General features: G+C 48.9%; 25 protein-coding genes, 1 tRNA gene and 1 other RNA gene. 17 read left to right on the top strand and 10 right to left on the bottom strand.

Annotation, left to right across the window (positions count from 1 at the left end):
• Window positions 1–14 precede the first annotated feature (14 nt).
• The gene (gene cysS / locus ACO6UY_RS08955; protein WP_422449554.1) at window positions 15–1394 is read left to right on the top strand and encodes a cysteine--tRNA ligase; all 1380 of its coding nucleotides are present in this window, start codon (window positions 15–17) and stop codon (window positions 1392–1394) included.
• Window positions 1395–1426: 32 nt separating this feature from the next.
• Here the strand turns inward: cysS and ACO6UY_RS08950 are convergent, their stop codons facing one another.
• From ACO6UY_RS08950 to ACO6UY_RS08940, 3 genes are all read right to left on the bottom strand, one after another.
• Window positions 1427–2911, bottom strand: a complete 1485-nt coding sequence (locus ACO6UY_RS08950) for a hypothetical protein (protein WP_422448244.1) — start codon at window positions 2909–2911, stop codon at window positions 1427–1429.
• A 72-nt stretch (window positions 2912–2983) separates the two neighbouring features.
• A complete protein-coding gene (locus ACO6UY_RS08945) occupies window positions 2984–4216 on the bottom strand; it encodes a hypothetical protein (protein ID WP_422448242.1) in 1233 nt (410 codons plus the stop codon).
• 241 nt (window positions 4217–4457) lie between these two features.
• Complete coding sequence (locus tag ACO6UY_RS08940; RefSeq protein WP_422489678.1) at window positions 4458–5186, bottom strand: NUDIX hydrolase; 729 nt, start codon at window positions 5184–5186, stop codon at window positions 4458–4460.
• Window positions 5187–5241: 55 nt separating this feature from the next.
• On the opposite strand from ACO6UY_RS08940, the gene ACO6UY_RS08935 reads away from it, so the two are divergent.
• Both ACO6UY_RS08935 and pncB read left to right on the top strand, forming a co-directional pair.
• Window positions 5242–5955: an isochorismatase family protein gene (locus ACO6UY_RS08935; protein ID WP_209199741.1), complete on the top strand. Its 714-nt coding sequence runs from the start codon at window positions 5242–5244 to the stop codon at window positions 5953–5955.
• Between the two features lie 11 nt (window positions 5956–5966).
• On the top strand, window positions 5967–7157 hold the full coding sequence (pncB, locus tag ACO6UY_RS08930; RefSeq protein WP_422448238.1) for a nicotinate phosphoribosyltransferase: 1191 nt from the start codon (window positions 5967–5969) through the stop codon (window positions 7155–7157).
• 13 nt (window positions 7158–7170) lie between these two features.
• Here the strand turns inward: pncB and ACO6UY_RS08925 are convergent, their stop codons facing one another.
• Window positions 7171–8484, bottom strand: a complete 1314-nt coding sequence (locus tag ACO6UY_RS08925) for an RNA ligase family protein (protein WP_422448236.1) — start codon at window positions 8482–8484, stop codon at window positions 7171–7173.
• Between the two features lie 208 nt (window positions 8485–8692).
• On the opposite strand from ACO6UY_RS08925, the gene ACO6UY_RS08920 reads away from it, so the two are divergent.
• The 7 genes from ACO6UY_RS08920 to ACO6UY_RS08890 all read left to right on the top strand — a co-directional run bounded on the left by ACO6UY_RS08920 (window position 8693) and on the right by ACO6UY_RS08890 (window position 13950).
• Window positions 8693–9262, top strand: coding sequence for a hypothetical protein (locus ACO6UY_RS08920; protein WP_422448234.1), 570 nt, complete (start codon window positions 8693–8695; stop codon window positions 9260–9262).
• A 225-nt stretch (window positions 9263–9487) separates the two neighbouring features.
• Window positions 9488–10045 carry a TMEM165/GDT1 family protein gene (locus ACO6UY_RS08915; protein WP_422489676.1) on the top strand — a complete coding sequence of 186 codons (558 nt, stop codon included), beginning with the start codon at window positions 9488–9490 and terminating at the stop codon, window positions 10043–10045.
• A 151-nt stretch (window positions 10046–10196) separates the two neighbouring features.
• Window positions 10197–10293, top strand: an RNA gene (gene ffs, locus ACO6UY_RS08910) — signal recognition particle sRNA small type.
• A 149-nt stretch (window positions 10294–10442) separates the two neighbouring features.
• A complete protein-coding gene (gene dnaX / locus ACO6UY_RS08905) occupies window positions 10443–12587 on the top strand; it encodes a DNA polymerase III subunit gamma/tau (protein ID WP_422489674.1) in 2145 nt (714 codons plus the stop codon).
• A gap of 68 nt (window positions 12588–12655) precedes the next feature.
• On the top strand, window positions 12656–12982 hold the full coding sequence (locus ACO6UY_RS08900; protein ID WP_101746317.1) for a YbaB/EbfC family nucleoid-associated protein: 327 nt from the start codon (window positions 12656–12658) through the stop codon (window positions 12980–12982).
• A 75-nt stretch (window positions 12983–13057) separates the two neighbouring features.
• On the top strand, window positions 13058–13657 hold the full coding sequence (recR, locus tag ACO6UY_RS08895) for a recombination mediator RecR (RefSeq protein WP_422448227.1): 600 nt from the start codon (window positions 13058–13060) through the stop codon (window positions 13655–13657).
• The gene (locus ACO6UY_RS08890) at window positions 13654–13950 is read left to right on the top strand and encodes a DUF72 domain-containing protein (protein ID WP_422449553.1); all 297 of its coding nucleotides are present in this window, start codon (window positions 13654–13656) and stop codon (window positions 13948–13950) included. The genes recR and ACO6UY_RS08890 overlap by 4 nt, the downstream gene beginning before the upstream one ends.
• A 71-nt stretch (window positions 13951–14021) precedes the next feature.
• On the opposite strand, the gene ACO6UY_RS08885 is transcribed toward ACO6UY_RS08890, so the two are convergent.
• Window positions 14022–14098: transfer RNA gene (locus ACO6UY_RS08885), tRNA-Pro, on the bottom strand.
• 381 nt (window positions 14099–14479) lie between these two features.
• On the opposite strand from ACO6UY_RS08885, the gene lon reads away from it, so the two are divergent.
• Window positions 14480–16903, top strand: coding sequence for an endopeptidase La (lon, locus tag ACO6UY_RS08880; RefSeq protein ID WP_422448225.1), 2424 nt, complete (start codon window positions 14480–14482; stop codon window positions 16901–16903).
• Window positions 16904–17528: 625 nt separating this feature from the next.
• Here the strand turns inward: lon and ACO6UY_RS08875 are convergent.
• The gene (locus tag ACO6UY_RS08875) at window positions 17529–17699 is read right to left on the bottom strand and encodes a hypothetical protein (protein ID WP_422459832.1); all 171 of its coding nucleotides are present in this window, start codon (window positions 17697–17699) and stop codon (window positions 17529–17531) included.
• A 121-nt stretch (window positions 17700–17820) separates the two neighbouring features.
• Here ACO6UY_RS08875 and hupB point away from each other — a divergent pair, with 121 nt between their 5' ends.
• The 5 genes from hupB to ACO6UY_RS08850 all read left to right on the top strand — a co-directional run bounded on the left by hupB (window position 17821) and on the right by ACO6UY_RS08850 (window position 23967).
• Window positions 17821–18093 (top strand): nucleoid-associated protein HU-beta, encoded by a 273-nt coding sequence (gene hupB / locus ACO6UY_RS08870; RefSeq protein ID WP_101746322.1) that lies wholly within the window; start codon window positions 17821–17823, stop codon window positions 18091–18093.
• 220 nt (window positions 18094–18313) lie between these two features.
• Window positions 18314–20215 (top strand): SurA N-terminal domain-containing protein, encoded by a 1902-nt coding sequence (locus ACO6UY_RS08865; protein ID WP_422459830.1) that lies wholly within the window; start codon window positions 18314–18316, stop codon window positions 20213–20215.
• Between the two features lie 315 nt (window positions 20216–20530).
• Window positions 20531–21661, top strand: coding sequence for an S-(hydroxymethyl)glutathione dehydrogenase/class III alcohol dehydrogenase (locus ACO6UY_RS08860; RefSeq protein ID WP_422459828.1), 1131 nt, complete (start codon window positions 20531–20533; stop codon window positions 21659–21661).
• 76 nt (window positions 21662–21737) lie between these two features.
• Entirely contained in the window at window positions 21738–22577 is an 840-nt protein-coding gene (gene fghA, locus ACO6UY_RS08855; protein WP_422448217.1) for an S-formylglutathione hydrolase, read from the top strand.
• A 166-nt stretch (window positions 22578–22743) separates the two neighbouring features.
• Complete coding sequence (locus ACO6UY_RS08850; RefSeq protein WP_422489673.1) at window positions 22744–23967, top strand: hypothetical protein; 1224 nt, start codon at window positions 22744–22746, stop codon at window positions 23965–23967.
• Between the two features lie 525 nt (window positions 23968–24492).
• Here ACO6UY_RS08850 and ACO6UY_RS08845 read toward each other — a convergent pair.
• The 3 genes from ACO6UY_RS08845 to ACO6UY_RS08835 form a co-directional block, all read right to left on the bottom strand.
• Window positions 24493–25020: a hypothetical protein gene (locus ACO6UY_RS08845; protein WP_422448213.1), complete on the bottom strand. Its 528-nt coding sequence runs from the start codon at window positions 25018–25020 to the stop codon at window positions 24493–24495.
• An 85-nt stretch (window positions 25021–25105) separates the two neighbouring features.
• Complete coding sequence (locus ACO6UY_RS08840) at window positions 25106–25423, bottom strand: HigA family addiction module antitoxin (protein ID WP_422448211.1); 318 nt, start codon at window positions 25421–25423, stop codon at window positions 25106–25108.
• A 6-nt stretch (window positions 25424–25429) separates the two neighbouring features.
• Window positions 25430–25723, bottom strand: a complete 294-nt coding sequence (locus tag ACO6UY_RS08835; RefSeq protein ID WP_422448209.1) for a type II toxin-antitoxin system RelE/ParE family toxin — start codon at window positions 25721–25723, stop codon at window positions 25430–25432.
• A gap of 113 nt (window positions 25724–25836) precedes the next feature.
• On the opposite strand from ACO6UY_RS08835, the gene ACO6UY_RS08830 reads away from it, so the two are divergent.
• Complete coding sequence (locus ACO6UY_RS08830) at window positions 25837–26148, top strand: hypothetical protein (RefSeq protein ID WP_422448207.1); 312 nt, start codon at window positions 25837–25839, stop codon at window positions 26146–26148.
• 14 nt (window positions 26149–26162) lie between these two features.
• Here ACO6UY_RS08830 and ACO6UY_RS08825 read toward each other — a convergent pair whose 3' ends face one another.
• Window positions 26163–26864 carry a M48 family metallopeptidase gene (locus ACO6UY_RS08825; RefSeq protein ID WP_422459822.1) on the bottom strand — a complete coding sequence of 234 codons (702 nt, stop codon included), beginning with the start codon at window positions 26862–26864 and terminating at the stop codon, window positions 26163–26165.
• Between the last annotated feature and the right edge of the window lie 5 nt (window positions 26865–26869).

The raw sequence follows: 26869 nt of genomic DNA, 5'->3' as shown, positions 1-26869 counted from the left end.
ATACCGATAAAGTGCTGCAGATTTATAACAGCCTGACCCGCAAGAAAGAGCCGTTTACCCCGCTGGATGGCAATCACGTGCGCATGTACGTCTGTGGTATGACGGTCTACGACTACTGTCATATTGGCCACGCCCGTACGGTAACGGCGTTTGATGTGGTGGCACGTTATCTCCGTGCCCGTGGTTATGATCTGACCTATGTTCGCAATATTACGGATGTGGATGACAAGATTATTCGCCGGGCGGCCGAAAATGGTGAGGATTTTATGGCCCTGACCGGTCGTATGATCGCCGCCATGCAGGAAGACTTCCAGCGATTGGGTAACCTGCCACCAGACCAGGAGCCCAAGGCCACCGAATTTGTACCGGGCATGGTGGCAATGATCGAGCAGCTGATCGGTAAGGGGTTTGCCTACGCACCGGGTAATGGGGATGTCTATTACCGCGTTCATAAGTTTGCGGATTATGGCAAGCTGTCCGGCAAGGTGCTTGAAGAGCTGGAAGCGGGTGCCCGAATTGAGGTGGAAGAGCAAAAAGAAGATCCGCTGGATTTTGTTCTATGGAAAGCAGCCAAGCCCGGTGAGCCCAGCTGGTCATCGCCCTGGGGTGAGGGGCGTCCGGGCTGGCATATTGAGTGCTCTGTTATGGGTAAATGCTGTCTGGGCGATACCTTCGATATTCATGGTGGCGGTTCAGATCTGAAGTTCCCTCATCATGAGAATGAGATTGCCCAGAGCGAAGCGTGTAACGACGCCAGGTTTGTGAATACCTGGATGCACTCTGGCGCAATCCGCATCGATAATGTGAAGATGTCCAAGAGCCTTGGTAACTTCTTTACCATCCGGGAAGTGCTGGATAAGTACGATGAAGAAGTGGTTCGCTACTTTATGATCTCCAGCCACTACCGCAGCCCGATCAACTATTCCGAAGATAGCCTGAAAGAGGCGGGTGTACGCCTTGAGCGTCTATACACCGCGTTACAAGGGCTTGACCTGGAAGGGGTGTCCGCAGCAGAAAATAATGAGTTCGAGCAGCGGTTCTTCAAGGTTATGGACGATGACTTCAATACCGCAGAAGGGCTTGCCGTATTGTTTGAGCTGGTGCGTCACCTCAATACCGTGCGCAGTCAGGACGAATCTGCCGCTCTGCCACTGGCTGCCCTGCTGGTTAAGCTTGGTGGGGTTCTGGGTATTCTGCAGCGGGACCCGGAAGTGTTTCTGAAAGCCGGTGCGGATGTGGATGAAGCCATGATTGAAAGCATGATTGAGCAACGCAACAATGCCAAAAGACATCGTGATTTTGCTGAAGCAGATCGTATCCGTGATGAACTTGCTGCCCGGGGAGTTATTCTTCAGGACAGCAGAGAAGGTACAACATGGCGGATTGAGCGTTAAAGTCATTTTATACGGCTGGCGGCTTTTTGCTGTCAGTCCTCTTTCGGAAGGAGAGAAACCTCGCTGGAGCGCAGTTTTATTTTATTTATATTAAAGTCTCTCATAAAGGCTTCAGCCCCAAAGCCAAAAACATAGCTTTTTAATTTTTCATCATTGATTGGTTTTATTTTTGCCTGCAATTTACGGTATTTATTCGACAATTCTGCGATCGGGACACTCTTGAATTCTTGATCAGGCAGTCTGAAAAGGAAGCGGGTACTGATGCCACTTGCTTCATCATAATGGCAGGCAATACCTCCCTGGTGCTTGCTAAAAAATATCAGGATATCTGCAGTGATTGGCTGTCCGAAAAGCGATTTAATATGAGTCAGCACCTGTTGGGATTCAGGTGTAATTCTTCTACTGGCTTCATCAATCAAGGCGGTAGCTATCAAATAGATGGGAATTTCTTTTGCATGCTTTACATTCTGAAGCCGTAGGTCATAAAAAGCTCCTTCAGAATGTTTTTTGACATACGCTGCCACTTCGCTCTGATTAAATTTCAGATTCCCTTCTAACTTCATTGCCTTGATTTGTTGGTTGGGCAGTGCTTTAAACGCCTCAGGGAACCAAATGCGGAATTTAATGTGTAGTGGGTAGATGTAAGCTCTGCCAAGACCAGCGGATTTATGGTCTGTAACATGAATGATATCGCCATATATGCGTTGGTTTCGATAAAGGTTTAAACATTCTATTACATCAAGGCACTGCTGGCTGTGGGAAGGCATCCAGTTCACGGTTGGCTGATTGAAAGTGGTCGGAGTAGGCAGCAAGGGTGTCTTATGATTTTGGTTTTGCTGTAAAAATAAATGAAAAGCTCTTGCCAGCAAGGTGTTAGAGGGGGGGATCCCAAAAGTATTTTCATAGTTGAGGGTGGCTGCCCATAATTCGGCCATAAGCACTTGTACATGGGCATTATTTTGCAGGCTGGAATAAGGATTGATTGAGCTGCCAGCGAATGCTCCGGGTAACATTCCGTTGTCTTCTGATAACGATGCTTCAGCACTTTCAGCTGATTCATTAATCCCGTTGGCGGATGATGTTTGAGAAAAGCTATCAGTGTGTCTTTTTCCATCGTCGGGGCAGTGCTCAGATTTTCTGGGGTGGGGCCGATTCGGATTGCCTGTTGCTGTAGATTTGGGGGTATGTTCTGAAGTATGGGGTGTTGGGACATGTACGGGTGCCGACTTTTTCCTTTGTCGCATGTGCGGTTGCACATCGGCAATGCTGGTGCTGCCAGGACCGGTGAAATCCGGGTTTAAATATGAGGTGAACATCTGCCCCTGTTGACCTGTAAAGTATGGGAGTTGAAGTCGCTGTGCCAGATGAGCTGTGTGACTTATATTTCGTCCCTGCCAATGGGGCATTCCTGTAAAGGAGGGCTGTCGATAAGGAGAAGCCAGTTGAGCTGGTACTGGCACACCGTATCTGGGGTATCCTTGTGCAGTGGCGTTTGTTGTGTATGGATTGTTGTTCATTGTGAGTCACTTTGCCTGATTAAATTGTTAAATAGCTGGATTAAGAAGCGTGATGTCTTATTATCTCCCGGACTAATCATCTGATAGAAAACTAACAGTGTGAGAAAATAACTGTATGCTCCCCCTTCTGCGAATGCCTCGTCTAAGAAAGCAGCCTACACCCAAAGATTCAATATAATCTGATAACTCACTGTCATTCATGGAATGCTCTATGGTAGCTTCCAGTTCGCAAAACAGCCCCCTGAGCGATGATACTGACAGTGACGTATACACTGTAGGTGTGTTAAACATAAAATAGGCAAGATAGCCTGTTGTCGGGTCTCTATGGCAAGCTATTCCGCCAACTTGTTTGGAGTCAAAGAATACTATTCTGGCAGTGACTCTTTTCTCATTCAGGGATTTCAGGTGATCGATAATTTTTGGTATTTCCTGCTCTGCCTCCAATGGGTCAATGGTCTCCTGAGAGATTGCCAGCTGAGTAGATGAAGATGATTTCATTTCATCACATTTCAGGAAAATAGGGATTCTGCTGATGGGCTCTCTTTGCTGGTCTTTAGTATAAAAGCAGCCGGCGGGTTGTCTGGATAAGTATTGGGTCAGAGCCTTCCATGATGAGAAGCATAGCTTTCCCTGTATTGGTGACGAGATCATATCGCTGGCCATTAGATCTAATGGAAAGCGCAGGCCAACCTTCAGATTAAAAATCCCCAGTTGTATATTGCCAGTACCAGCTCTTCGATGGCAGGCAATGTCGTCAATGGTTGAAGTGAAGTATCTTCCCCGGTTTTCGGTAATGAGTTCCATGACTTCCGGGGCTTCAGATGCTTTTGCTGGTGTTATTCCTGCTGATCCTGCCGGAAACCGGGGCAAAAATTGAATTGCAGTGTCTGGGCAGGCCGGTTGGGGGATGTAGCAGGGCGTCAGGCTGGCCTGGAATGGACTAAAAGTGGGGGGAGGAGCGCAAAAGGTTGGTCGACAAAGGTAAAGCCCTGGCTCTTGCGCGGGGATAAAAGCAGGAATTCTTCGGCGTGTTGACACAACAGCAATGGGGTAGGTGTCACTCTGTGCGGATACCGTTGGTAGTGGTGCTGCTGCAACTGGTAGCGGTACCGGGTAAAAAACCGTTTGAGGAGGTGGGTTGAGCGCCTGTGAATAATGAACTTTTTGTTGCGTTGGCTGGTCTGGCAGGGCAACTTCTCTCTGCCGCCATATTGTTACTGGTTTTACCAGTAATGGGTTATTTGCTGTTGGTTGTATGATGATATTGTTAGTATCTGTACCAGATCGAAGCGAATTAACATGCATCTTTGAAAATTGCTCTCTTGGAGTAAGTGGACGATTAAAATTACTTTTTAATGGATAGCGCATTCACAGGGGAAGGCTTTATCTGAGTAAATTAATAGAAAGATGATTCAATATTTCATTATTATTCCTGCCACTTGTCATTTAATGCACTTTTGTAGCTGTTAATCAATTTTACTAATCAATTTGCAGGGGTTAATGTGTGACAATCCGGATATAATATGAATTCTCACCAGAAGATTTTTCAAACTTTAGTTGTTAAATAGAGCCTGTCAAATAACCAGTTTTCTGACTGTCGGTTTGTCTGGTAAAGCGTAGCGGGCCGGTTGCTTCCATAGCGCTTTTTGCCGGTATCCTCAAGCAGATTGTAATTCAGGAAACGGTTGCGGATCGAGCGCATGGGTGGGGCTTTGCCAAGAATAACAGAAAAGACATTTTGAATATCGGATAACGTGAACTCTGTTGGAAGCAGATAAACAGGCAGCGCACTGTACTGTATTTTATTTTTCAGTCTGTCCAGCGCTTCCATAACCAGTTGGTTATGATCATAGGCCAATCTGGTTACTGGTTGATCATTCACAACATCAACCCATGCCGCCTGGGCCTGTAATGACTGTTCATTACCCGGACGAAGGAGTGCGTAGTAAACGACGGTTAATGACCAGCCCCTGGAGTCTCTCTGGTTATCGCCAATGGTGACGACCTGCTCGAAATAGGTGGCAGGTTCTGACGTCAGTCGGCTCAGTTGTCGTTTTGCCGTATCTTCAAGGCAGTGATCAAATTCAGGCTCTATTCTGCCTGCCGGGAGCTGGGGGCACTTATTTTCCGGTAACTGATGAACAAGTACCTGGAGGCTGTTGTTGGCGCTGAGCTGAAATACGACCAGATCGACAGATATAAGTGCCGTGTTCAGGCTCTTGATTGTCTTGAGGCTTTTAATCGGCTGAAGGCTCTTGGTCGGCTTGGGGCCCATGGACAAATCCTGATGGCAGATACTCTGGTTGACAGGTTAGAGAACATAATTCACTATGTTAGTGAATCAGATTCCTTTTGTCACGGTGAAAATAATGTATGCCATTGGGTCGAGGGAGACCATTGCTGCTTTTGATGTGGATGCCCAGAACTGTTTCACCCCGTTGTGTCCAGATGAGCTACCGGTTCCGGATGGTCATAATATCGCTGCCGAGTTGAATCGCCAGGCCCGGCTGGCTGGTGTTCGTGTGGGTTCCAAGGATGCGCATCCGGCCAATGCAGTATGGGTGGCTGGGGCAGAGTATCCGCAGTTGACGCCGGTAACCGGTCATAAAAATGTTGATCTTCGCTGGAATAGACATGCTGTCCCCGGCACACAGGGGTTTGAGCTGGTGAGTGGGCTTCCCGACGTGACGGATTATGATTATTTTGTCTGGAAGGGGGTCGAGATGGATATTCATCCCTATGGTGCCTGTTTTCATGATCTGGTAGAACGGTTGAGTACAGGAGTTATCGAATTTTTAACCAATAAAGGCATTACCACCGTATTGGTTGGTGGTCTGGCGCTTGATTTCTGTGTAAAAACCACGGCATTGCAACTGCAGCGGGCTGGTTTTCAGGTGTATGTCAATCTTGCCGCCACCCGTGGCCTGGCTGAATCATCAGTGGCTGATGCTATTGCCGAACTGAATGCCGGCGGAGTTATTTTGGTAGAGAGTGCCAGCGATCTGATCATTGCTGATGCGGTCAGTGATGCCGACGCTCTCTGAAGGAAAGAAGTATGGATAGCCCGATTATACCAACCCTCCTCGACACCGACCTGTATAAATACACCATGCAGCAGTCCATGGTGCATCGCTATCCGGATGCCTGGGCTCGCATGGAGTTTCATTGCCGGAGTGACCAGCCGTTAGCCCTGTCAAAAAAGCAACTGAAAAGGCAGTGTGAATTTCTGGGAGAGCTGCGCCTGGGTTCGGAAGAACTTGAGTGGCTGTCTACTCTGCCGTTTATTGCGGATGATTTTATCGAGTATCTTGAGGGTTTCCGGCTTGACCCACATGCGGTTGCCATTGAACAGACCAGTGGTCAATTGTCGTTGGTGATTGAGGGGCTCTGGAGTGAAATTACCCACTTTGAAATTTTCCTGCTGGCAATCGTCAGTGAGCTTCATGGTCATAGCTTTTATGGTCAGGGAGCTCAGGATGATGTAATTACTCAAGGCCAGCGTCGCCTTGATGAAAAGCTGAGCCAGCTTCCGGGCGATAGTGGTATTATTCTGGTCGATTTTGGTACGCGTCGGCGGTTTTCAAGGGACTGGCATTACCACGTCGTGGAAAGCCTGAAGCACCGCTTACCAGATAACTTTGCGGGCACCAGCAACCTGAATCTGGCAAGAACCCTTGGCTTGAAACCGGTAGGCACCATGGCCCATGAGTGGCTGCAGTCCCATCAGGTTCTCGGTCAGAGTCTGCGGACCAGTCAGAAAGATGCGTTAAGGGTATGGCTGGATGAGTATCAAGGTCAGCTCGGCATAGCGCTTACGGATACCATCAGCATGGCAGCGTTTCTGAAGGACTTTGATGTTGAGCTGGCCAGCGCCTACCAGGGGATGCGCCATGATTCCGGTGACCCTTTCGTCTGGGGGGAATTGGCCCTTGATCATTATCGCCGACTGGGCATTGACCCGCGCAGCAAAAGCCTGGTGTTCAGTGATAAGCTGAACTTTGATAAAGCGTTGGCTATTTACCAATGGTTCGCTGGCAAAATTAATGTCAGCTTTGGGATTGGTACCTATCTCACCAACGATATGGGCTTTAATGCGCCCAATATTGTTCTGAAATTAACCGAGCTGAATGGGGCTCCCGTCGCCAAACTCTCAGACAGCCCGGGTAAAACACTGTGCCGTGATAAGGACTATATTGAGCGGTTAAAGAAAACGTTTGGCTATCAGTCAGATTACGGATACTCATGACCAATCATGCCGGTCATGGGGATTTGACTGGAAAAAGCTGGGGGTTGGCCTGTTTTATCAGTTCAACCAGCCTTTTGTTAACGTATCCTTTCATTTTTCCCCACGCCAGGATCTCCTCGCTTCCCGGGTGCGTGTTGACCAAATCATCCCTTGCCATATCGAAAACTGTTGATATTTTCTGGCTCAACTCCTTTCGATTATTCAGTGTGCCCTGTTCTTTAATCAGGTCCCTCTGCTCAATAATGTCAAGTAACTGGTTAGCCAGTTTCTTTCTCACCTGATCTTCAACTTTTCCGCCAGCAGACGATGCCCCGGCTTCCCCGACAACCCAGTCTGCCAGGAGTTTATAACAAAAGCGTCGTCTGGTATCTGTCCCCTCAACAAAGCAGGGTAGCGGCTCATTGTTTCTCTTTTTTTCCTGAATGGCGTTGCTGGCTTCCGTATCCCTGAAAGTGGGCACATACAATAATTCATGCTCGGGCTGAATCACTACCCCTTCAATATCCGTAGTCAGTTCTGAAGGCATGATCTCGATGTTATTCACTTGACTGGCAAGCATCGCAGCCGATGTTCCGGGAACATGATTAACCTTGAAATTACAGAGTTCTTTGAATGTTCCTTCTGCCAGCACATTGACCTTATGCATGTTTGGAGGACGAATTTCCTTATCCCACAACTGACTGAACTGATCGAAAGGGAGTTGTTCCCCCTCTATATCCAGGGCAAATGCAATCAAGTGATGACTCAAACCGTAATTCTGTCTGTTTTGAATATTAAAGCCCACCATTTCACAGCGGAGGAAGACAGTATCGATGTTATTTTTATTCATCCAGCGATTAACAGCAAAAATATCTTCAGTGTACTTTTTCTCGATAAGCCCTGCCAAAGGATCACTTTTGTTATGTACCTTGGTCAGTCTTTTGTATAAACAAACGTTGCCATTCCTGTCGACTTTAATGGTGGTGTTAATGCCATCGTGCTTTTCTGTTGCTACACATTTAAGTGCATCCACATCCACTTCATTGATTGATCGCAATTCAGACATGAATCGGTTGTGTTTTTCCTGATCCGTTCTGGAACCGATTATCGAGTTAAAATACCTGAAACCGAGCTGGCTTCCTTCGGCCTCATAATTTACCGTTATTCCATAATCATCAAGGCATTTTTTCTCAGGTGTTGTCGTATATGTCCCTTCATTGATCTTTACTTGGGTTTCTGGCTTGACTGCTTGTGTTTTGCTGCTATCAAACTCTCTTGAACATTCATTCGATAATTGATTTGTCAGTGTGGTTGCTATTGGTGGTGAAATTGCTGATGGGGTAAACATTATTAAATACCTGTCAAATAATGACTGTCAGGAAAAAACAAGTGTTTCAGGGAATCATAGGCCTTTCAATCGATACGTGTTGAACTTTTTTTTGGAAAGAAAGTCTAGAAAATATGAGTTGGAATTTGTTCTTCAGAAATTCGTTTTTCATGTGAGCTGACCCGGCAGCAATAACTTATTTCCCATACTGGTCAACAGGAATTGAATAATGCAGTCTACATCATGCCCAGGTGCGCCGTCCTGCCATCTGAAAGACTACTTTTTGAACGAAGAGGTATTAATTATCTCATGTTCTTGCGGTCAGATTGGCTCACTTTTATGTTATGCGGTATCGACTCTCCCTAAAGCTGTTCCTATCGGTTTTGTTTCATTTTGCACAGCTTCAGCCATTGGTCTGGCCATGGAGCAACGCAATATTGTCCGGCGCGACTATGAAACCAAACTGTTGCTGATAAGCAACAAAGAGTTAAAAAAAGAGTTAAAGGAAAAGCTTGAACGATTATCCGAGAGGCAATGTGCTACTTTTCTTGGATGTAAAAAAAATCGGGATGCAATTACTGATCTTAAAAAATTGATTAAAGGAAATGACGAAGCGCTATATAAAAAGCTTGATCGATTATGCAGGAGCCAAACCGAAAATAATCATACATGCACAATGAATAGCGAGAAAATTGAGGGCCTCCATGAACTGATAAACAACATGTCAACGGTAATAACTGAACAGCCCGGGGTATTAAATCAAATACCCACTGACCGTCATCGGCAAAAAAATGCGTAGCTGCTCCTTGTGCTCACCTGGTCCCAAAAGGCAGGGAGTCTTTCGGCTATCCCCTGGTTTGTAAGAAATGTAATATGCAGGTTATGTTCAATATCAGCACCAGCTTACAATGTTTTCTGTATTCTCCGGTCTGTTGTGTTCAACACTGCGGTTCAGTAGAGTCTGGCCAATACTGGTTCCGATCCGGTTCAAGAGCCAATCATTCATCGCCTGCCCGGACTTGTTATGGAAACCTTTTCCCTTTCCGCACTGGTTGTTTTTCTTGCTGAAATCGGTGACAAGACCCAGCTGCTCTCGCTGATGCTGGCGTTGCGGTTTCGCGCTCCCTGGCTGATCTCTCTGGCTATTTTGCTGGCGACTCTGTTGAACCATGCCGTTGCCGTCTGGTTTGGCAGTTGGGTGGTCGCCTGGATTTCCCCCGATATTCTTCAATATCTGATTGCCGCTTCCTTTTTTGCTGTTGCTGTATGGGCCCTGGTCCCGGATAAGCTGGATGACAATGATGGGTCAATGGCGGGTTATGGTGTTTTTCTAACGACACTGGCTCTGTTTTTTGTGGCCGAAATGGGCGATAAGACCCAGGTCGCGACTGTGCTTCTGGCGGCTGAATATTCTGCCACGATCAGGGTGATTGCCGGCACTACGCTGGGCATGCTGCTGGCCAATATGCCCGTGGTCTTCTTTGGTGAGAATTTGGCAGAGAGGCTGCCACTGCAATGGATTCACCGTGGGGCAGCGTTGTTGTTTGCGGTGTTGGGTGTGTTGGCGCTGGTGAATCAATGATAATATTTTTCCGGGCTCACCAGCCGGAAAAAACCGGGCCTGATTGTGAATAAAATGATGGCCAGATGTGCGCTGGCAGTTGACGTCAGGTCGGGTTTTATGCAGAATGCGCTGCATCGGGACGCGATGCCCCGGTCTTTATGGTGGACCTTGCCGGTCCCCCCGCAATAATCAGCTACGAACCCCGCCAGGCCCGGAAGGGAGCAACGGTAGTAGTGACGTTATGTGCCGGGGTGTGGCTGGCAGGGTTCGCCTCCATCATTTCGGGTTCTCCGGATTTTCCTCACTCCCAAACTCGCTTTCAAATACTTCTCTAAAGCTTCCTGATCGTGCAATTTCAAGGCTTCTTGGTTAGCATAGATACTTTAATTCCCATCTCAGGTATTGACGCTACTCAATGAGCTATCAGGTTCTTGCACGCAAATGGCGACCCCGTTCTTTCAAAGAGCTGGTAGGGCAGTCCCATGTTCTTCAGGCGCTGGTTAATGCCCTGGATCAGGATCGTCTCCACCATGCCTACCTGTTTACCGGTACCCGGGGTGTGGGTAAGACCACCATTGCCCGTATTTTTGCCAGGTGTCTGAACTGTGAGCAGGGTGTCAGCTCGACCCCCTGTGGCCAGTGTTCAGCCTGTAAAGAGATTGATGATGGCCGGTTTGTGGACCTGATTGAAGTGGATGCGGCCTCCAGAACCAAGGTAGAAGATACCCGGGAACTGTTGGATAACGTCCAGTATGCGCCAACCCGTGGGCGTTATAAGGTGTACCTGATCGATGAGGTGCACATGCTCTCGGCGCACAGTTTTAACGCGCTGTTGAAAACGCTGGAAGAGCCGCCTCCCCATGTGAAATTCCTGCTGGCAACCACCGATCCTCAAAAGTTGCCGGTGACTATTTTGTCCCGCTGTCTTCAGTTCAGCCTGAAGAATATGACGCCAGAGCGAATTGTCGGTCATCTGGAGAATATCCTCGGACAGGAACAGATCCCCTGCGAAGTGGCGGCCCTGTGGCAGCTGGCCCGTGCTGCGGATGGCAGTATGCGTGATGCCCTCAGTTTGACGGATCAGGCCATTGCTTTTGGCAACGGGCGAGTCAGTGAGGCTGAGGTGGGGGCGATGCTGGGTACCATTGACCAGGGGCAGGTGATGAAGATGGTGGTGGCGCTGTCGACCGCCAATGCGGCCCATATCCTGGGTTCGGTGTCATCCCTGGCAGAGCATTCGCCGGATTATCTGGCGGTACTGGATGATATGTTGTCCCTGCTGCATCGGGTGGCCATTGCCCAGGCTGTGCCCGATGCCGTTGATAACAGTCAGGGTGATCGTGAGCAGGTTATAGCGCTGGCATCATCAATGACGGCTGAGGATGTGCAGCTTTATTACCAGATTGGTCTTGTGGGCAAGAAAGATCTGCCCCTGGCACCGGATCCCCGGGGTGGTTTTGAAATGGCCTTGTTGCGTATGCTGGCGTTCCGGCCCGATGGTGCGCCAGCGGCTGGCAGGCCGCTTGATATTTCTGGTGCAAAACAGGATGTGATGGCGGTTGCAGCGCCGCCGACAAACAGTGTTGCCTCTTCATCTGCGCAAGGCTTTTCATCGGCTGAGGGCTCTTCATCGGCTGAAGGCTCTTCATCGGCTGAAGGCTCTTCATCTCACAACAGCACGTCTGATGAAGAAGGTGCTTCTGATCCGGAGCCTGAGCCTGCTGCCCAACAAGTTGATGCGCCTGCTGTTATTCATGAAACTGCTCAGGAAACAGTTGAGCACGAAAGCCCTTCGGTCCAGAGCGGTGGTCACAGGGATACCTTTGAGCCTCCTGTTATTGCTGAAGAACCACCAAAAACACCACCAGAGGAAATAACCTCCCGGGCGGTGGTCAGTGAAGATGCACCGCCAATCCCGGAGGTCGTTCCACTGTCAGCTTATGACCAGGCTGCCTTTGAGTCGCCTGTTTATGATGAACGTGACAGTGCTCTGGATGATATGCAGGCACACTGGTCGTCCGGAGTCGATTCTCAGGAAGTCGCTACTGTAGCGGATGCCTCTGCTCACCAGTCTCTGAGTCTGCCATCGGTTGTTGCCCCTGAAGCTCCGGTCAGGGCAGTGGTGGAATTACCGGCAAAAGAAGACCGGGTGCCATTTACGCAGATGGATGCTGTGAGCTGGATTCAGGTTTTTCGCGGTCTTCCCCTGGGAGGGGTGACAGGCACCATTGGTTCCCATTGTGAGTTTGTTGACAGTGAACAGGGTGCCGTCCGGTTGCGACTTGATGAACAGCGCAGCACGCTCTACAACGACACCCATCGTCAGCGTGTGGAAAAGGCGCTGTGTGATTATTTTGAACAGTCCGTTAAACTGTCAATTGACACTGGTCGTATTGTTAATGAAACTCCTGCTGCCTGGCGCGAACGGAAAATTGCCGAGCGTCTCCAGGAAGCGAAAGAGAGTATTTATTCCGATGCCAGGGTAAAGGGGTTGATTGAGACCTTTTCGGCCATGGTTCTGGATGATTCGATTCAACCAGTTGGTAATATTATCAAGTAAAAAGCCCGGGCGGGATTATCGGTGAATTTCGGTGGTCCCTGTTTGGTGTTTTTTGTGCAGAGGTCAATATGTTTAAAGGTGGTATGGGCAATCTGATGAAGCAGGCCCAGAAAATGCAGGAAGATATGGAGAAACTCCAGGAGGAGTTGGCCAATGCAGTAGTCACTGGTGAAGCCGGTGCCGGGCTGGTTAAGGTCATCATGACCGGTCGTTATGATGTTCGTAAGGTGGAGATCGATCCAAGTCTATTTGCGGAAGATAAGGAGATGTTGGAAGATCTGGTGGCTGCAGCAATTAATGATGCGGTTCGCAAAGTAGAAGAGAACAACAAGGAAAAAATGGGTGAGCTGACCTCAGGGCTCGGTCTTCCAGCCGGTATAAAACTGCCATTCTAAACTCCTTACGCCCGACACACTTGCTAGAACTAATGGGTGTCGGGTAGCGATATCATTGTTAATCAGGTTTTGTTTATGTTCAGCCCCATGATCAGGGAATTGATGGAGTCATTGCGCTGTCTGCCAGGCGTGGGGCCGCGTTCGGCCCAGAGAATGGCGTTGCACCTGCTGGAAAGGGATCGTGACGGGGCTGTGCGCTTGTCGGCTGCTCTCAGACAGGCTGCCGAAGGGGTGGGGCGATGCGGGCATTGCCGTACCCTGACAGAAGAACCTGTCTGTCAGATTTGTGCCAATCCCGGCAGGGATGAAAAACTGTTGTGTATTGTCGAGAATCCTTCGGATGTTATGGCCTTTGAGCAGGCCGGTGGCTTTTCAGGGCGTTACTTTGTGTTAATGGGGCATTTGTCGCCTATTGATGGTATCGGGCCAGAAGATATTGGCATTGAACACCTGTTGAAAACGGTGGCTGATAATCAGGTAGAAGAGGTCATCCTGGCAACCAACCCGACGGTGGAAGGTGAGGCCACGGCGCACTATATTGCTGAGGAGTTGAAAACCCTCGGGGTGAGGGCCACTCGCATTGCCCATGGTGTTCCCCTGGGTGGTGAGCTTGAGTTTGTGGATGGTGGTACCCTGGCCCATGCCCTGGCAGGCCGCAAGAAGGTTGAAATCTGACTCAGGCTAAAAAGCCCCGTCTTCCTGTGCATGCAATTGCTACCGGGCATTTTCCAATGATTCGTTTTATTGGCCTGGGGGATATGACCTGTGATGAAGAGTATCTTATACCCTGGCAGCACAAGTTGAGGGAATGGATATCAGCAGGAAAACAACCCTGCTTTTTTATGCATAGCCCAAGTAATCGCGAGGTTCCTCTTCTGGCCAAGCGCTTTCATGACAGTTTTCAGGACTTGCCCGGATGGCATCCGCTGAAGATTGAGGCTCAAACCGATCAGATGGATATCTTCTGAAGAAGATGGGGGATTTGAAGGCTTGGGTAAAACAGGGAGTAGGTAAATCTGAGAGATAGGTAAAAATAATTTGGTCGGAGCGAGAGGATTTGAACCTCCGACCCCCACAACCCCATTGTGGTGCGCTACCAGGCTGCGCTACGCTCCGACTCTCCTGAAGAGTCGATGCGACGTCTCTTCCGAATGACTGTTATGTTACCTGAACGAAGTTCTTTTGCAAGTTCTTGATGTTACAAGATTCTTTATCCCGGACTTGAGTCCTGATGAAGCGTCCCTTAGCCGTTTTCAGGAGACGAAAATACGTGGCTATTGTAATTTAGCCGGAAAAGCCCCATCTTAGAGACCATGGCCGGTTTTACAGATGCCTGAGACGGTGTTTCAGGTAGTTCTGCTGTAGGCTGACCATTGATCAAACACGTAATAGATCGTGTCCTGAATGCCTGCCAGGTTTTCACTTTCCAGTTTTCAGCCAGCCAGCGGGCTGGTGGACGGCAGGCTTTATTGATATTGAACATATAGGGGCTGAGCTATGGATAATAAAGATACCCTGCAACCATCAGAGCACTATGAATTGCCGTTGTTGCCCCTCCGTGATGTGGTGGTCTACCCGCATATGGTGATCCCGCTGTTTGTCGGCAGGGAAAAATCCATCCAGGCGCTGGACCTGGCAATGTCTGGTGACAAGAGAATTCTGCTGGTAGCCCAGAAAAGTGCCCAGACCGATGAGCCTCAGGTGGAAGACCTGTTTTCTGTGGGCACCGTTGCCAGCATTCTGCAGTTGCTGAAGTTACCAGACGGAACGGTCAAGGTTCTGGTGGAAGGTGAGACCCGGGTAACGATTGACTCGGTCTATGAAGACGATGGGCTGGTTAAGGCGAAAGTTCATGAGCAGCTTTCAGAGCAGATCAGCGACCGGGAAGGTGAGCTGCTGGTTCGTTCTGTGATGTCTCAGTTTGAGCAGTATGTGCAATTGAGCAAGAAAGTACCGAATGAGGTGCTTAGCTCATTATCCGGTATCAAAGACCCGGCCAAGCTGGTGGATACCATCAGTGCACACATGCCCATGAAGATCGAAGACAAGCAGAAGATGCTTGAGATCATCGACCTGGGCGACCGGTTGGAGTATCTGATTGGTATTATGCAGGGTGAGATGGATTTTCTGCAGGTGGAAAAGAAAATCCGTGGTCGCGTCAAGAAACAGATGGAGCGCAGCCAGCGAGAGTATTACCTGAATGAGCAGATGAAAGCCATTCAGAAAGAGTTGGGGGATATGGACGATGCACCCAACGAGCTGGAAGAGCTGAAAGCGAAAATTGATCAGGCGGGGATGACCCTGGAGGCCAGGGAGAAAACCCTGGCGGAACTGGCCAAACTGAAAATGATGTCGCCGATGTCCGCAGAGGCGACGGTGGTCAGGGGCTATATTGACTGGATGCTCAGTGTTCCCTGGAAAAAGCGCAGCAAAGTCCGCCATGATATGAAGCGTGCCCAGGATATTCTTGAGGCTGATCACTATGGGCTGGAAGAGGTTAAGGAACGTATCCTTGAATATCTTGCCGTGCAGAAGCGGGTTCGTAAACTGAAGGGGCCTGTGCTCTGTCTGGTGGGACCTCCCGGGGTTGGTAAAACGTCACTGGGTGAGTCACTGGCCAGGGCGACGAATCGCAAGTTTGTCCGTATGGCGCTGGGTGGCGTTCGTGATGAAGCGGAAATCCGCGGTCACCGCAGGACTTACATTGGCTCCATGCCGGGTAAACTGATCCAGAAGATGGCTAAGGTTGAAGTGAAAAACCCGCTTATCCTGCTGGATGAAATCGACAAAATGGGCTCTGATATGCGTGGTGATCCGGCTTCAGCGTTGCTGGAGGTGCTGGACCCTGAGCAGAACAACTCATTCAATGACCACTATCTGGAAGTGGATTACGATCTTTCCGATGTTATGTTTGTCTGTACCTCCAACTCCATGGATATTCCCGGGCCGTTGCTGGACCGTATGGAGGTGATCCGCATTCCGGGTTACACCGAGGATGAGAAACTCAATATTGCCAAGCGTTATCTGGTGCCCAAGCAAATCAAGCGCAGTGGCCTCCGTAAGGGCGAGCTGTCCTTTGCTGATGATGCAGTGCTGGATATCATCCGCTACTACACCAAAGAAGCCGGTGTCCGTGGACTTGAGCGGGAAATTGCCAAGGTCTGTCGCCGGGCGGTAAAACAGGAAGCGCTGTCTGAAAAGGACCGCAAGAGCGCCGTTACCACGGAAGTGCTTGAAGACTTCCTGGGGGTTCGCAAGTTCACCTATGGACGGGCTGAAGATCAGGATCAGATCGGTCAGGTAACCGGCCTGGCCTGGACATCGGTTGGCGGTGAGTTGCTGACCATTGAGTCGGTAGCGGTTCCCGGCAAAGGGCAGATTATCAAAACCGGCTCCCTGGGTGATGTGATGCAGGAGTCAATCCAGGCGGCATTGACGGTGGTTCGCTCCCGGGCAGCCGCCATGGGTATTGAGCCTGATTTTCATCAGAAGAACGATCTGCACATTCACGTTCCTGAAGGCGCGACGCCAAAAGATGGCCCAAGTGCGGGTATCGGTATGTGTACCGCCCTTGTGTCCATTCTGACCGGGATTCCGGTTCGGGCAGATGTTGCCATGACCGGTGAGATCACCCTCCGGGGACAGGTCCTTGCCATCGGAGGTCTGAAAGAGAAACTTCTGGCAGCTCATCGTGGTGGTATCAAGAAGGTGCTGATTCCTGAAGAGAACCGTCGCGACCTGAAAGAGATCCCTGACAATATCAAGGATGACCTGGAGATTATTCCGGTTCAGTGGATTGATGAAGTTCTGGAAGTAGCGCTGTCGTATATGCCCGAAGCCCTGCCAGAAAAAGCACTGGAAGTTGCCGATTCCGAGCAGAAAACCGGGCAGAAAAGCGATGAACGTGTCAATACCCACTGACCGTTGAAGGTGAAGACCGCCCTGTATTGGGCGGTCGTTCAGTAATGACGGGGCTTTCCGGTGGATTCTTCAGTTGACATGACGGCCGGACGATTGGTATAAATTGCCGCTACTTCGGATCAGGAGTTAGCCCGGATTTTTCATAAACTGCCCCGATTCTCGCGCACGACCACATGGATGTGGGAGATAGGGCGACGCAGGATGCCAAAGCCGAGGACTTTGTCGCTCTAAGGGATTTTGTGAGGGAGCGCCGTACCGGGGAGTACGGTCGACTGAACAAAACTCCCTTAGAGCGGCAACGGACAAGTGAGAGCGGGAGCATGTTTATGAAATATCCGGGCCAGGTCGAAGCCATAGAGTCAGGTTGTCAGCTCAACTGTCAGACAACTGTATGCTAATGCGGATAAAAGTAGACTTCTTTTACCGGAATGACCGGACAGGTACAGACTGTAACCGGTGATTTGCTTTCCTATGACCCTCCAGACAAGAAACGCAGGAATGACTCTGCTTCCCCGATTTGATGAGCCTTCGGACTACTGTCTTCAGTAGCTCCGGGGGAAGCGGGTTTCCCGCCAGACTTCTTGAATCCAGTCAGACAATTTGCTTGACGGCAGATTATCAGACTTCATACTGCCCCGGTGTTATCGTTCGCTGTCAGTGTTCGATGGTTGCCATTGGCATAATGGATTCTGGTGATTATTTTCAGTGGTTTTAGATCAAATTGGCTGGTTGGCAGGCTATTAATGACGAAGGTGCATGTATGGTGCTTGTTTTTCACTGGAAAATGCAGCAGCATATCGGTCGCACCTGATAGGGTAGATGACAGAAGACCGGTAAATTACTCAGTTGCCAGCACGCTTTCTGTGTCTATCCTCTGTTAATGATTGAAAACGCATCCTACTTAGAAGGGGAATAGAGTGAACAAGTCCGAGCTTATTGATGCTATCGCTGCATCTGCAGACATTTCTAAGGCTGCCGCTGGTCGAGCCCTGGACGCCGTGATTAACTCTGTCACTGGTGCACTGAAAAATGGTGAGCAGGTTGTTCTGGTAGGTTTTGGCACATTTTCTGTGAAAGAGCGTGCCGCTCGTACCGGCCGTAACCCACAGACTGGTGAGCCGATTGAAATCGCCGCTGCCAGAATTCCAAGCTTCAAAGCTGGTAAGGCTCTTAAGGATGCCGTGAACTGATCTGGTACGGTTCACTGTTATAGTGCTTTAATCGGTTCTATTTCATCAGGTGGGCAAGGCAGGGTTCCACATGAATTATTCCAGGGGAGTTGTCTGCCGGTTCACCAGAAAGCGCATCCGATGATGCGCTTTTTTTTTTAAACCTGGTCTTCATCAGGCTGGGTGAGAAGAACAAGGGATATGCTCTGCTGTCTCAGCGGCCCTGGTACCTGAGGTTATTATGCTGCAATCGATGAGGGACAAAGCGAAGAGTTGGGTGACATTTGTTGTCGTCGGCATCATCGCTTTTATGATGGCCATTACTGGTCTGGAAACGCTTGCGCCCAATCCAAACAACCCGGAAGTGGCGTCAGTCAATGGTAAGGATATAACCCGGGCAGAGTTGGCTCAGGCTGTTGACCAGCAGCGGCGGGTTTTGATTCAGCAAATGGGCGGTCAGTTTGATCCTGCCATGCTGGACGATCAGTTACTGCAAAGCTCGGTTCTTGAAGCCCTGATTGATCGTCAGTTGTTACTGCAAAACGCTGAAGATCAGAAAATGGATATTGGCAAAGCCGAGATTGATAAGCTGATCGTATCCATGCCGCAGTTTCAGCAAAATGGCCGCTTTGATGCCGACCGTTTTCAGATGATGGTTCGCAGTTATGGTATGACACCATTGCAGTTCCGCGACGCCATCCGCGAAGAAACACTCTTGCAGCAATTACGCGCCGGGGTTGCCAATACCGAATTTGTGACTGCAGAAGAACTTAAACGACTGCAGAGTCTTGAAGGTCAGACCCGTGACCTCGCCTGGGTTATGCTGTCGGCGGAACCGGTTCGTCAGGCCATTACGCCTTCCGAAGAAGAGATCAGCACTTACTACCAGGCCAACTCGAATCAGTTCATGACGCCTGAGCAGGTTGTCGTAAACTACGTGGTTCTGAACAAGGCAGATATTGCCAGGGGTATCGACGTCTCTGCTGAAGATATTGAAGCTGAATACCAGTACCGTGTCGAACAGTTGCAGCAACAGTCTGGCAATAATGCCCATGTTTCCGTTATCTTGATTCAGACCGGTGAAGATCGCACCCTTGATGAAGCGAAAGCACGGGCCAATGAAGTGGTTGCCAAACTGCAAGCCGGAACCGATTTTGCCGAGTTAGCCAGGTCCTATTCTGATGATCCGATGACCGCTGAGAACGGCGGTAATCTGGGGGCTGTTGAGCCGGGCTTCTTTGGCGATGCTTTTGACAATACCGTTGCAGGTTTGAACGTTGGCCAGGTTTCTGAGCCTATTGAAACGGATTTCGGTATACAGATCCTGAAAGTGACTTCCCGTGATAAAGCGGATGTGCCATCGCTGAATGAGATGCGCGCAGATATTGAAGTGGCACTCAAGCAGAATGAAGTTGACTCCCTGTTCATTGAACAATCCAGGCAGCTCGCGGATATCAGCTTTGAGGCTTCTGACCTGGCTCAGCCAGCAGAGCAGCTGGGCCTGACCGTATTGACCAGTGAGCCCTTTGGTCGAAAGGGTGCTGAATCGGGTATTGCCGCCGATCCCCGCGTATCAGCAGCGGCTTTCAGCGAAGATGTATTGGATCTCGGTGCCAATAGTGAGCTGATTGAGATTACTCCGGAACAGGCTGTTGTGGTCCGGGTTAAGGAGCACAAAAAACCTGAGCTTATACCCCTTGCTGATGTGCAGGAAACCATCGTTAATGCCCTGAAGAACAGCCGCGCCCGGGAACAGCTGGCCAGCCGTGCAGAACAGATGGTAACGACCCTGCAGTCCGGAACAGCGCTGAACGTGCTGGCTGATGAGCAGAAGCTGGACGTGGTTGAGAGTCCTGCAACCAGCAGGAATATGCCCGGTGTGCCTGCACAGCTCCTGCAGGAAGCCTTTAAAATGCCTCATCCCGGAAACAGTGTCGCCTATCGTTCAGTCACTTTGGCAAATGGTGATTATGCAGTGGTTGGCCTGAGCGCCATCTACCCCGGTGAAGCAGTAGCAAATCCTGAGCAGCTCAAAGGGCTGGGTCAGTTTATTGCAGCAGGCAATGGGCGCGTAATGTTTGATGAGTACCTTGCCAGTCTGAAGGAGAGAGGTAAGGTAAAGATCCTGCTTGATAATCAGTAATGAATTGAGTTTGGATTCAACGTCCCGGAGGCCACCGAAAGGTGGCCTTTGTCATTAATAAGAAGCAGAAAAAATTGTCCTGATGGTTTTCCTGTTATCAGGTAGAGAGTAGCCATAGTCTTTGTGGTCATCTTCCTGCAGGCAAGTACAAGCACTCGATTATCCAGTCAGGCGAGCATAATGATATGCTCACCCTGAGCCGCCGTAGCCGTTATCCTGATCTCCCCTTGCAGCGTCTCCTGCCATTGTTACACTGTTGGTTTCAGCTACGGTTTTCGGCAGTGGCCTAACAATAAGCGATATTGGGAAATAGTAATGTCAGATCAATTTATTAAATCAAAAGCGGCCATTGCCTGGGGGGCAGGCCAACCGTTGTCGATCGAAGAGGTTGATGTGATGTTGCCAAAGGCTGGCGAGGTGCTGGTTCGCATCGTTGCTACAGGTGTTTGCCATACCGATGCCTTTACCTTGTCCGGTGATGACCCGGAGGGGGTATTTCCTGCCATTCTTGGTCATGAGGGTGGCGGGATTGTCGAACAGGTGGGGGAGGGCGTGACCAGCGTTGCTGTTGGTGATCATGTCATTCCACTCTACACACCGGAGTGTGGTGAGTGTAAATTTTGCCGTTCAGGTAAAACCAACCTCTGCCAGAAAATACGTGAAACCCAGGGAAAGGGGCTGATGCCCGACGGTACGACCCGATTTTATAAGGATGGTCAGCCCATTTATCACTACATGGGGTGTTCGACATTTTCCGAGTATACCGTGTTACCCGAGATTTCACTGGCAAAAGTCAGCCCTGATGCACCGCTGGAAGAAGTCTGTCTGCTGGGTTGTGGAGTCACTACCGGTATGGGGGCCGTATTAAAGACCGCAAAGGTACAGCCCGGGGACACCGTTGCAGTCTTTGGTCTTGGCGGTATTGGTCTATCGGCCATCATTGGTGCCAGAATGGCCGGTGCTGGCAGGATTATCGGGATTGATATTAATGAGAAAAAATTTGAACTGGCCAGAAAGCTGGGAGCCACTGACTGTGTCAATTCAACATTGGTTGATAAACCGATTCAGGATGTGATCGTCGAGATGACCGATGGTGGTGTTGACTTTTCCTTTGAGTGTATCGGGAATGTTAACGTCATGCGTTCTGCACTTGAGTGCTGTCACAAAGGCTGGGGGGAGTCGGTTATCATCGGCGTTGCCGGTGCTGGCCAGGAAATAGCCACCCGCCCATTCCAGCTGGTGACCGGGCGTGTATGGCGTGGATCCGCATTTGGAGGGGTGAAAGGCCGTTCTGAGCTACCGGGCATTGTCGAGCAATATTTAGCGGGTGAATTCAGACTCGACGATTTTATCACCCATACCATGGCATTGGAGGAGATTAACAGGGCGTTTGATCTGATGCATCAGGGAGAGAGTATTCGCTCTGTGATCCATTACCGGCAATAACTGCACCATCGGTTATTTTTTTCACCGGGGCTTTACGGTTTTTTCAGTAAGGCCTGTCCCGTATTGAGCAAGGTCTATGTCTTTGGAGAATATCAGCAGTAATAAGCTGTTTGGTGGCTGGCATAAACAGTACACCCATGAGTCACGAACCCTTAACTGCAACATGCGTTTTGCCATCTACATGCCTCCTGAAAGCCAGAGCAAAACGGTGCCCGTTCTGTACTGGTTGTCCGGGCTGACCTGTACCGATGAGAATTTTATGCAGAAGTCGGGAGCCCAGCGGGTAGCTTCAGAGTTGGGCATTGCGATTGTTGCACCGGATACCAGCCCCAGGGGGGATGACGTTCCAGATGATCCTGACGCTGCCTACGACTTCGGGCTTGGTGCCGGGTTTTATGTGAATGCTACCCGGCAGCCATGGCGTCAGCACTATCAAATGTATGATTATGTGGTTTCTGAGCTGCCAGAACTCATTGAACAGCACTTTCCTGTAAATGATAAACGGAGTATTGCCGGCCATTCCATGGGGGGGCATGGTGCACTGGTGATTGCTTTGCGAAACCCTGATCGTTACTCATCGGTGTCTGCTTTCAGTCCGATCTGCAATCCGGTCAATGCGCCATGGGGACAAAAAGCATTTATGGGCTATCTTGGTAATGATCGCGAGCAATGGAAACACTATGATGCCTGTGAGCTGTTGAAAAGATCACCTGTAGCAGTTCCAACACTGGTGGATCAGGGCAGCAGTGATACCTTTTTGCACGAACAGTTGCACCTGGATGCATTAAAAAAAGCAGTTGCAGACAAAGGGTATCCAATGACCATAAGAATGCAGGAGGGATATGATCATTCCTATCATTTTATTGCCACGTTTATTGAGGATCACTTAAGATTTCACTCACAAAAGTTTTTATAGCTGACTGGAAAAGGTATTTACTGGTTTTCTGGCAAATACCTTATCCGGGCTTCTGGTAAAAATATAACTGGTTGGTTGGCTTTATGTGAAAGCAGCTTTAAGTAGTTAACCAAATGAAATTATATATCAATTATTACGCAAAAATTAATATGACAGGGTGGCAATAATGCTTGGTAATATAGCTTATCGAGAATGTATTCAGGGAATATTGTATAAAGAGTTAAGCAAGGATTCTGATGATATAACTCCGGAATTATCTAAATATCTTGTTGATGAATTAGAAAAAATACATGTTAAATCGCTTGAGGAATATTCAATCAGTTATGTTAATAAAAAGTTCGATACTATGACTAACTGTCAATATGTTCCTGTTCCTCTAATAGAAGACTTGGAGTTGCCGGGTGTATTAAAAGTGGTTCTCAATACTTCAGGGTTGTATGGTTATGATATTCAACGCAAAATAAATGGCGGTTTGAATCGAGAGTTTGCTAAAGATAATCCAAATCCATTTCATGCGAAAGTATGGCTGGATATTGGGGCGAAAATAGATGCTAAAGTCACAAATAAACTGAATTCAGGCTTGGAAAGAATGATAAAGAGTAATGAGCCCGTTTTTGCCGGAGGCTGGTTGTCTCTGGGGGCAATGATACCCGACCTTCAGCAGAAACTTAATGAAGGTTTAAAAACAGCTACTACAGTGGATAAAGCGAAAGAATGGTGCGATCTGGGAGCTTCGATAGATACTAACGTTCAACTGAAATTAAATGAATGGTTAAAACAATCCCTGAAGCAAAAAGATGTATCTGACGTAAAAGATTGTGTGGCAATGGGGGCCACCATAGAAAATCTTCAGCAACAACTTGACGATCTTCTGGCCAGTAAGCTTCATGAAGATAGACCTGACTCGACAGAAGTTATCTTTTTAAAACAAGCTGGTGCGGATATTAAACCTGAATTTCAAACAATTCTTGATTCAAATCTGGAAAGAGTTGCCCAAGAAAATAGCATTGTGCAATTTAAGCATTGGCTGGAACTGGGTGCCAAAAAAACCGATAAAACCAATCAATTTATAAATCTTGCCGCCCGGAGTTATGCGGAAGGTAATAATCCCCATGGTGTAAAAGAATGGGTGAGTTGCGGTGCAAACAACCCTTACAGTCAGGCTGATCTTAATACAATGCTCCTAACACAAATCCTTAATAATCGTCCTAATTCTGCTAGATGTCTCCTCGAACTGGGTGCGGAGGTTTGTTTTGATATACAAGCTGAGCTGAACGATGGATTACTCAGGGCAATAAATGAGGATGACAGACCTTATTTAATAAGAGAGTGGTTGGATATGGGTGCAAGATTGAATCGCGGGCAGTTTGTAGTTGATGCAGCTGATTGAGTAGAAAAAGTAGATATATCTAGTGAATTATCTAATAATTGAATTGCTGCTTCCATTCAACTGTTATTATAAAAGTTGCTGCCTGAGCCAGTCCAATCAATATTTATATCAAGATAGATGTTGTCACCTTCCAGATTTGATGGATTTTGCACAATTCCCATGCCAGACCAAGTGTGAACCTGAAGCTACAGTTGTTGGTAAGTAATTTCCCGGCAACTCCTGAAAATAGGAAATTCCAGAAATATTATTTGGGTCTGGGTTAAATATGTTCATTGGATTATTGAATTATAGGTTAAGACCACTTCATCCTGTTAAAGTTCCTTATTTATGGAACACCCTTCGGTGAGTCCTTCAGTGCTCTGCGTAAACGGGATTTTTTACTAAGCAGCCTTCTTGCACCCTTTGGCGCTGCCTTTGTTGTTCGTTCAGGTGCTGTTTTTGTTGCTCTCTTTTGTGCTGCCTATGGGGCTTAACGTTATTTTTCTTCTATCAATGCTCATAATTTAAAGCCCTGCCTTTTGTCCATCAGTGACGGCCGGGATTGCGGGTAGGGGGTCTGCGCTTTTGCGGGCGAACTTTAATTTTGTCATGCGCAGCCTGGTGATTAAGCCTTTCCACCCCGCCGGGTATAAGTTTGTCGTCTGCGGATTCAGGCTGTTTCGTTATTTTCTCTGGTTCCGTAACAGACGCTTCCTGATTGTCTTCTTTTGTACCGGCAGAATCATATTCAGCCTCGAACTCGCTGTCACTGCCCTGCGATTCCCCGGTTAACGCTCTTTTTGCCAATACCGATTTTAATTCAGCCTGCATATCTGAAGGGGCTGCGGTGCGCTCTTTGATGTTTGTCTTTACCAGCGCTTCTGGCTCCTGAGCTGTGGGAGCCTGAGAAATAGTGGCTGTATTCGATTTTTGCCAGTTTTGTACTTTCCGACGGTTGAAGAAGCAATTCGCAGCACTGGCCAGAGCCTTCATTTTTTTCATAGGGCCTTTGTGCGACTGCAAAGTTTCCGCGTAGACTCCTCTGGCGGCTTCGGTTCTCTCTGTTATTTTCATTATCTCTTTCCATGAGGTTTGTTAGTCTTTCATCGTACTATCGAACAGTAATCTTTAGTAGTTCTCTGGTATAAAGACGAAAAGTTCAGGCCTGCTTTTGTTGTTGGACGGGTTCTATACGCTCAATATCATCCTGCTCAGCCTGCTGTACTTTGAACAGATCCCATCGTTGCTGGAGGTTTAGCCAGAAGTCTGCGGACATGCCAAAAAAACGGGCAAGGCGCAGGGCTGTACTCGGGGTAAGCCCCCGTTTGCCATTGACTAGCTCATTAACCCGCTGATAAGGGACATGAATCGCAGCAGCAAGCTCTTGCTGGGTGATGTTCATTGGCAGTAGAAACTCCTCCCGCAACATTTCGCCAGGATGAGTGGGCGCTCGGTTGGTTGGAATACGCGTCATCATAGCCTCCTAATGGTAATCCGTGATTTCAACATCAGCCGGACCAGAGTCGCTCCAGACAAAACAAATCCGGTATTGATCGTTAAGCCGGATGCTGTATTGGCCTTTGCGATCCCCGGTCAATGCCTCCAGCCGATTGCCTGGCGGCACTTTCAGGTCATCAAGCGATACCGCCGAATCAAGCTGATCCAGCTTGCGGCGAACAAGACGTAACAGTGACTGAGGACAGGCTTTACGAGCATGACGGGACGCGATGCCGTTAAACAAATCCTCAGTGGCCTTATCTCTGAAAGAAATGATCATTTTGACATGATAGCACGGATGTCATGCTATTGGTGATTAGTCAGGGTAGTTGTTCAAGACGCTGAAACAGGACTGTTGGTCTGTCTATCCATGCTGTCATTGGTCTTCCTGTGATGATCAATAAAGAAACACGGTCAGACCGGATAAAGGCAGTACCTGCTGCAAAATTCATTTATTGTCATACGTTTGTTAACTACAAAGCGGCTGAAATTGACCCTGATTGGCTGTATGGAGATTTGCTTACCAGTGTTCGCCTTAAGGTTTGCAGAGATGCAGATATCAATAGAGTTATGGATGCTGGTGGTACTTTTGCTTTTTCATACTTTGGCCGTGAAGGATTGATGATTGGCGGCTTTGAAATTAACAAGCAGGATTGTGAGAATAAATCGGCAGTTAAAATTGAGCGCACAATTCAGTTGTCGTAGCAGTGAGGGGTTGTTTAAACCTCCACCCCCAACCGCTCAATCTCCCCATGGCACCGCTGCCAGTGTGGGTAATGTTTTTCCACCAGTAGCCAGAATGCCGGATTATGGCTCTTTTCCACCGTATGGCACAGTTCATGGACAATGACGTAATCCAACACTGACGGAGACAACTCCATACAGCGGGGGTGAAACTCAAGGATATTATCATCGGAACAACTGGCCCACCGGCCTTTGAACTTGAACAGCCGGGCCGAGACCGCCTGCAAACCCGTTGCCCGTTGCCAGTGACGAATGCGGGGCATCAGTTTCTCTTTGGCTTTATCACGATAAAACCCCTCAAGCGCCGGTTTCAGGGCTTTGCGGGAAATGCTGTACCCCTGGGGCGACTGAATAAAGAAACGGCTGTTACTGAAGCGGATCACCGGCTTGCTCAGTTCCGCAGCGGGTTGCACCTGGCAGTACCAGGTTTTGCCCCGGTAGAGAATCCGGCTGCCGGTGACGTACATCTCCTTGCAAGGCTGGTTCACTTCCTTCAATCGTTCCCGAATCCAGCGGGCCCGCTGGCGGATTAACTGCCGCTGTTCGGCTTCAGGAATGGCTCTGCCTCGCAACAACACCGGCCGACCGCGCTCGACGGTGATGTAGTGCCGCTTCAGCCCCGGTTCGGCCTGAAAAATCCACTCGATGGTGGTTGTCCCGTAAGCAATCAGCGGCATGGTGG

The sequence above is a fragment of the Endozoicomonas sp. ALE010 genome (genome assembly GCF_049310165.1).
In the GTDB taxonomy this organism is placed as follows: domain Bacteria; phylum Pseudomonadota; class Gammaproteobacteria; order Pseudomonadales; family Endozoicomonadaceae; genus Endozoicomonas.
The sequence above is the reverse complement of the archived record's forward strand: the minus strand, read 5'-3'. Positions and strand labels throughout refer to the sequence as shown.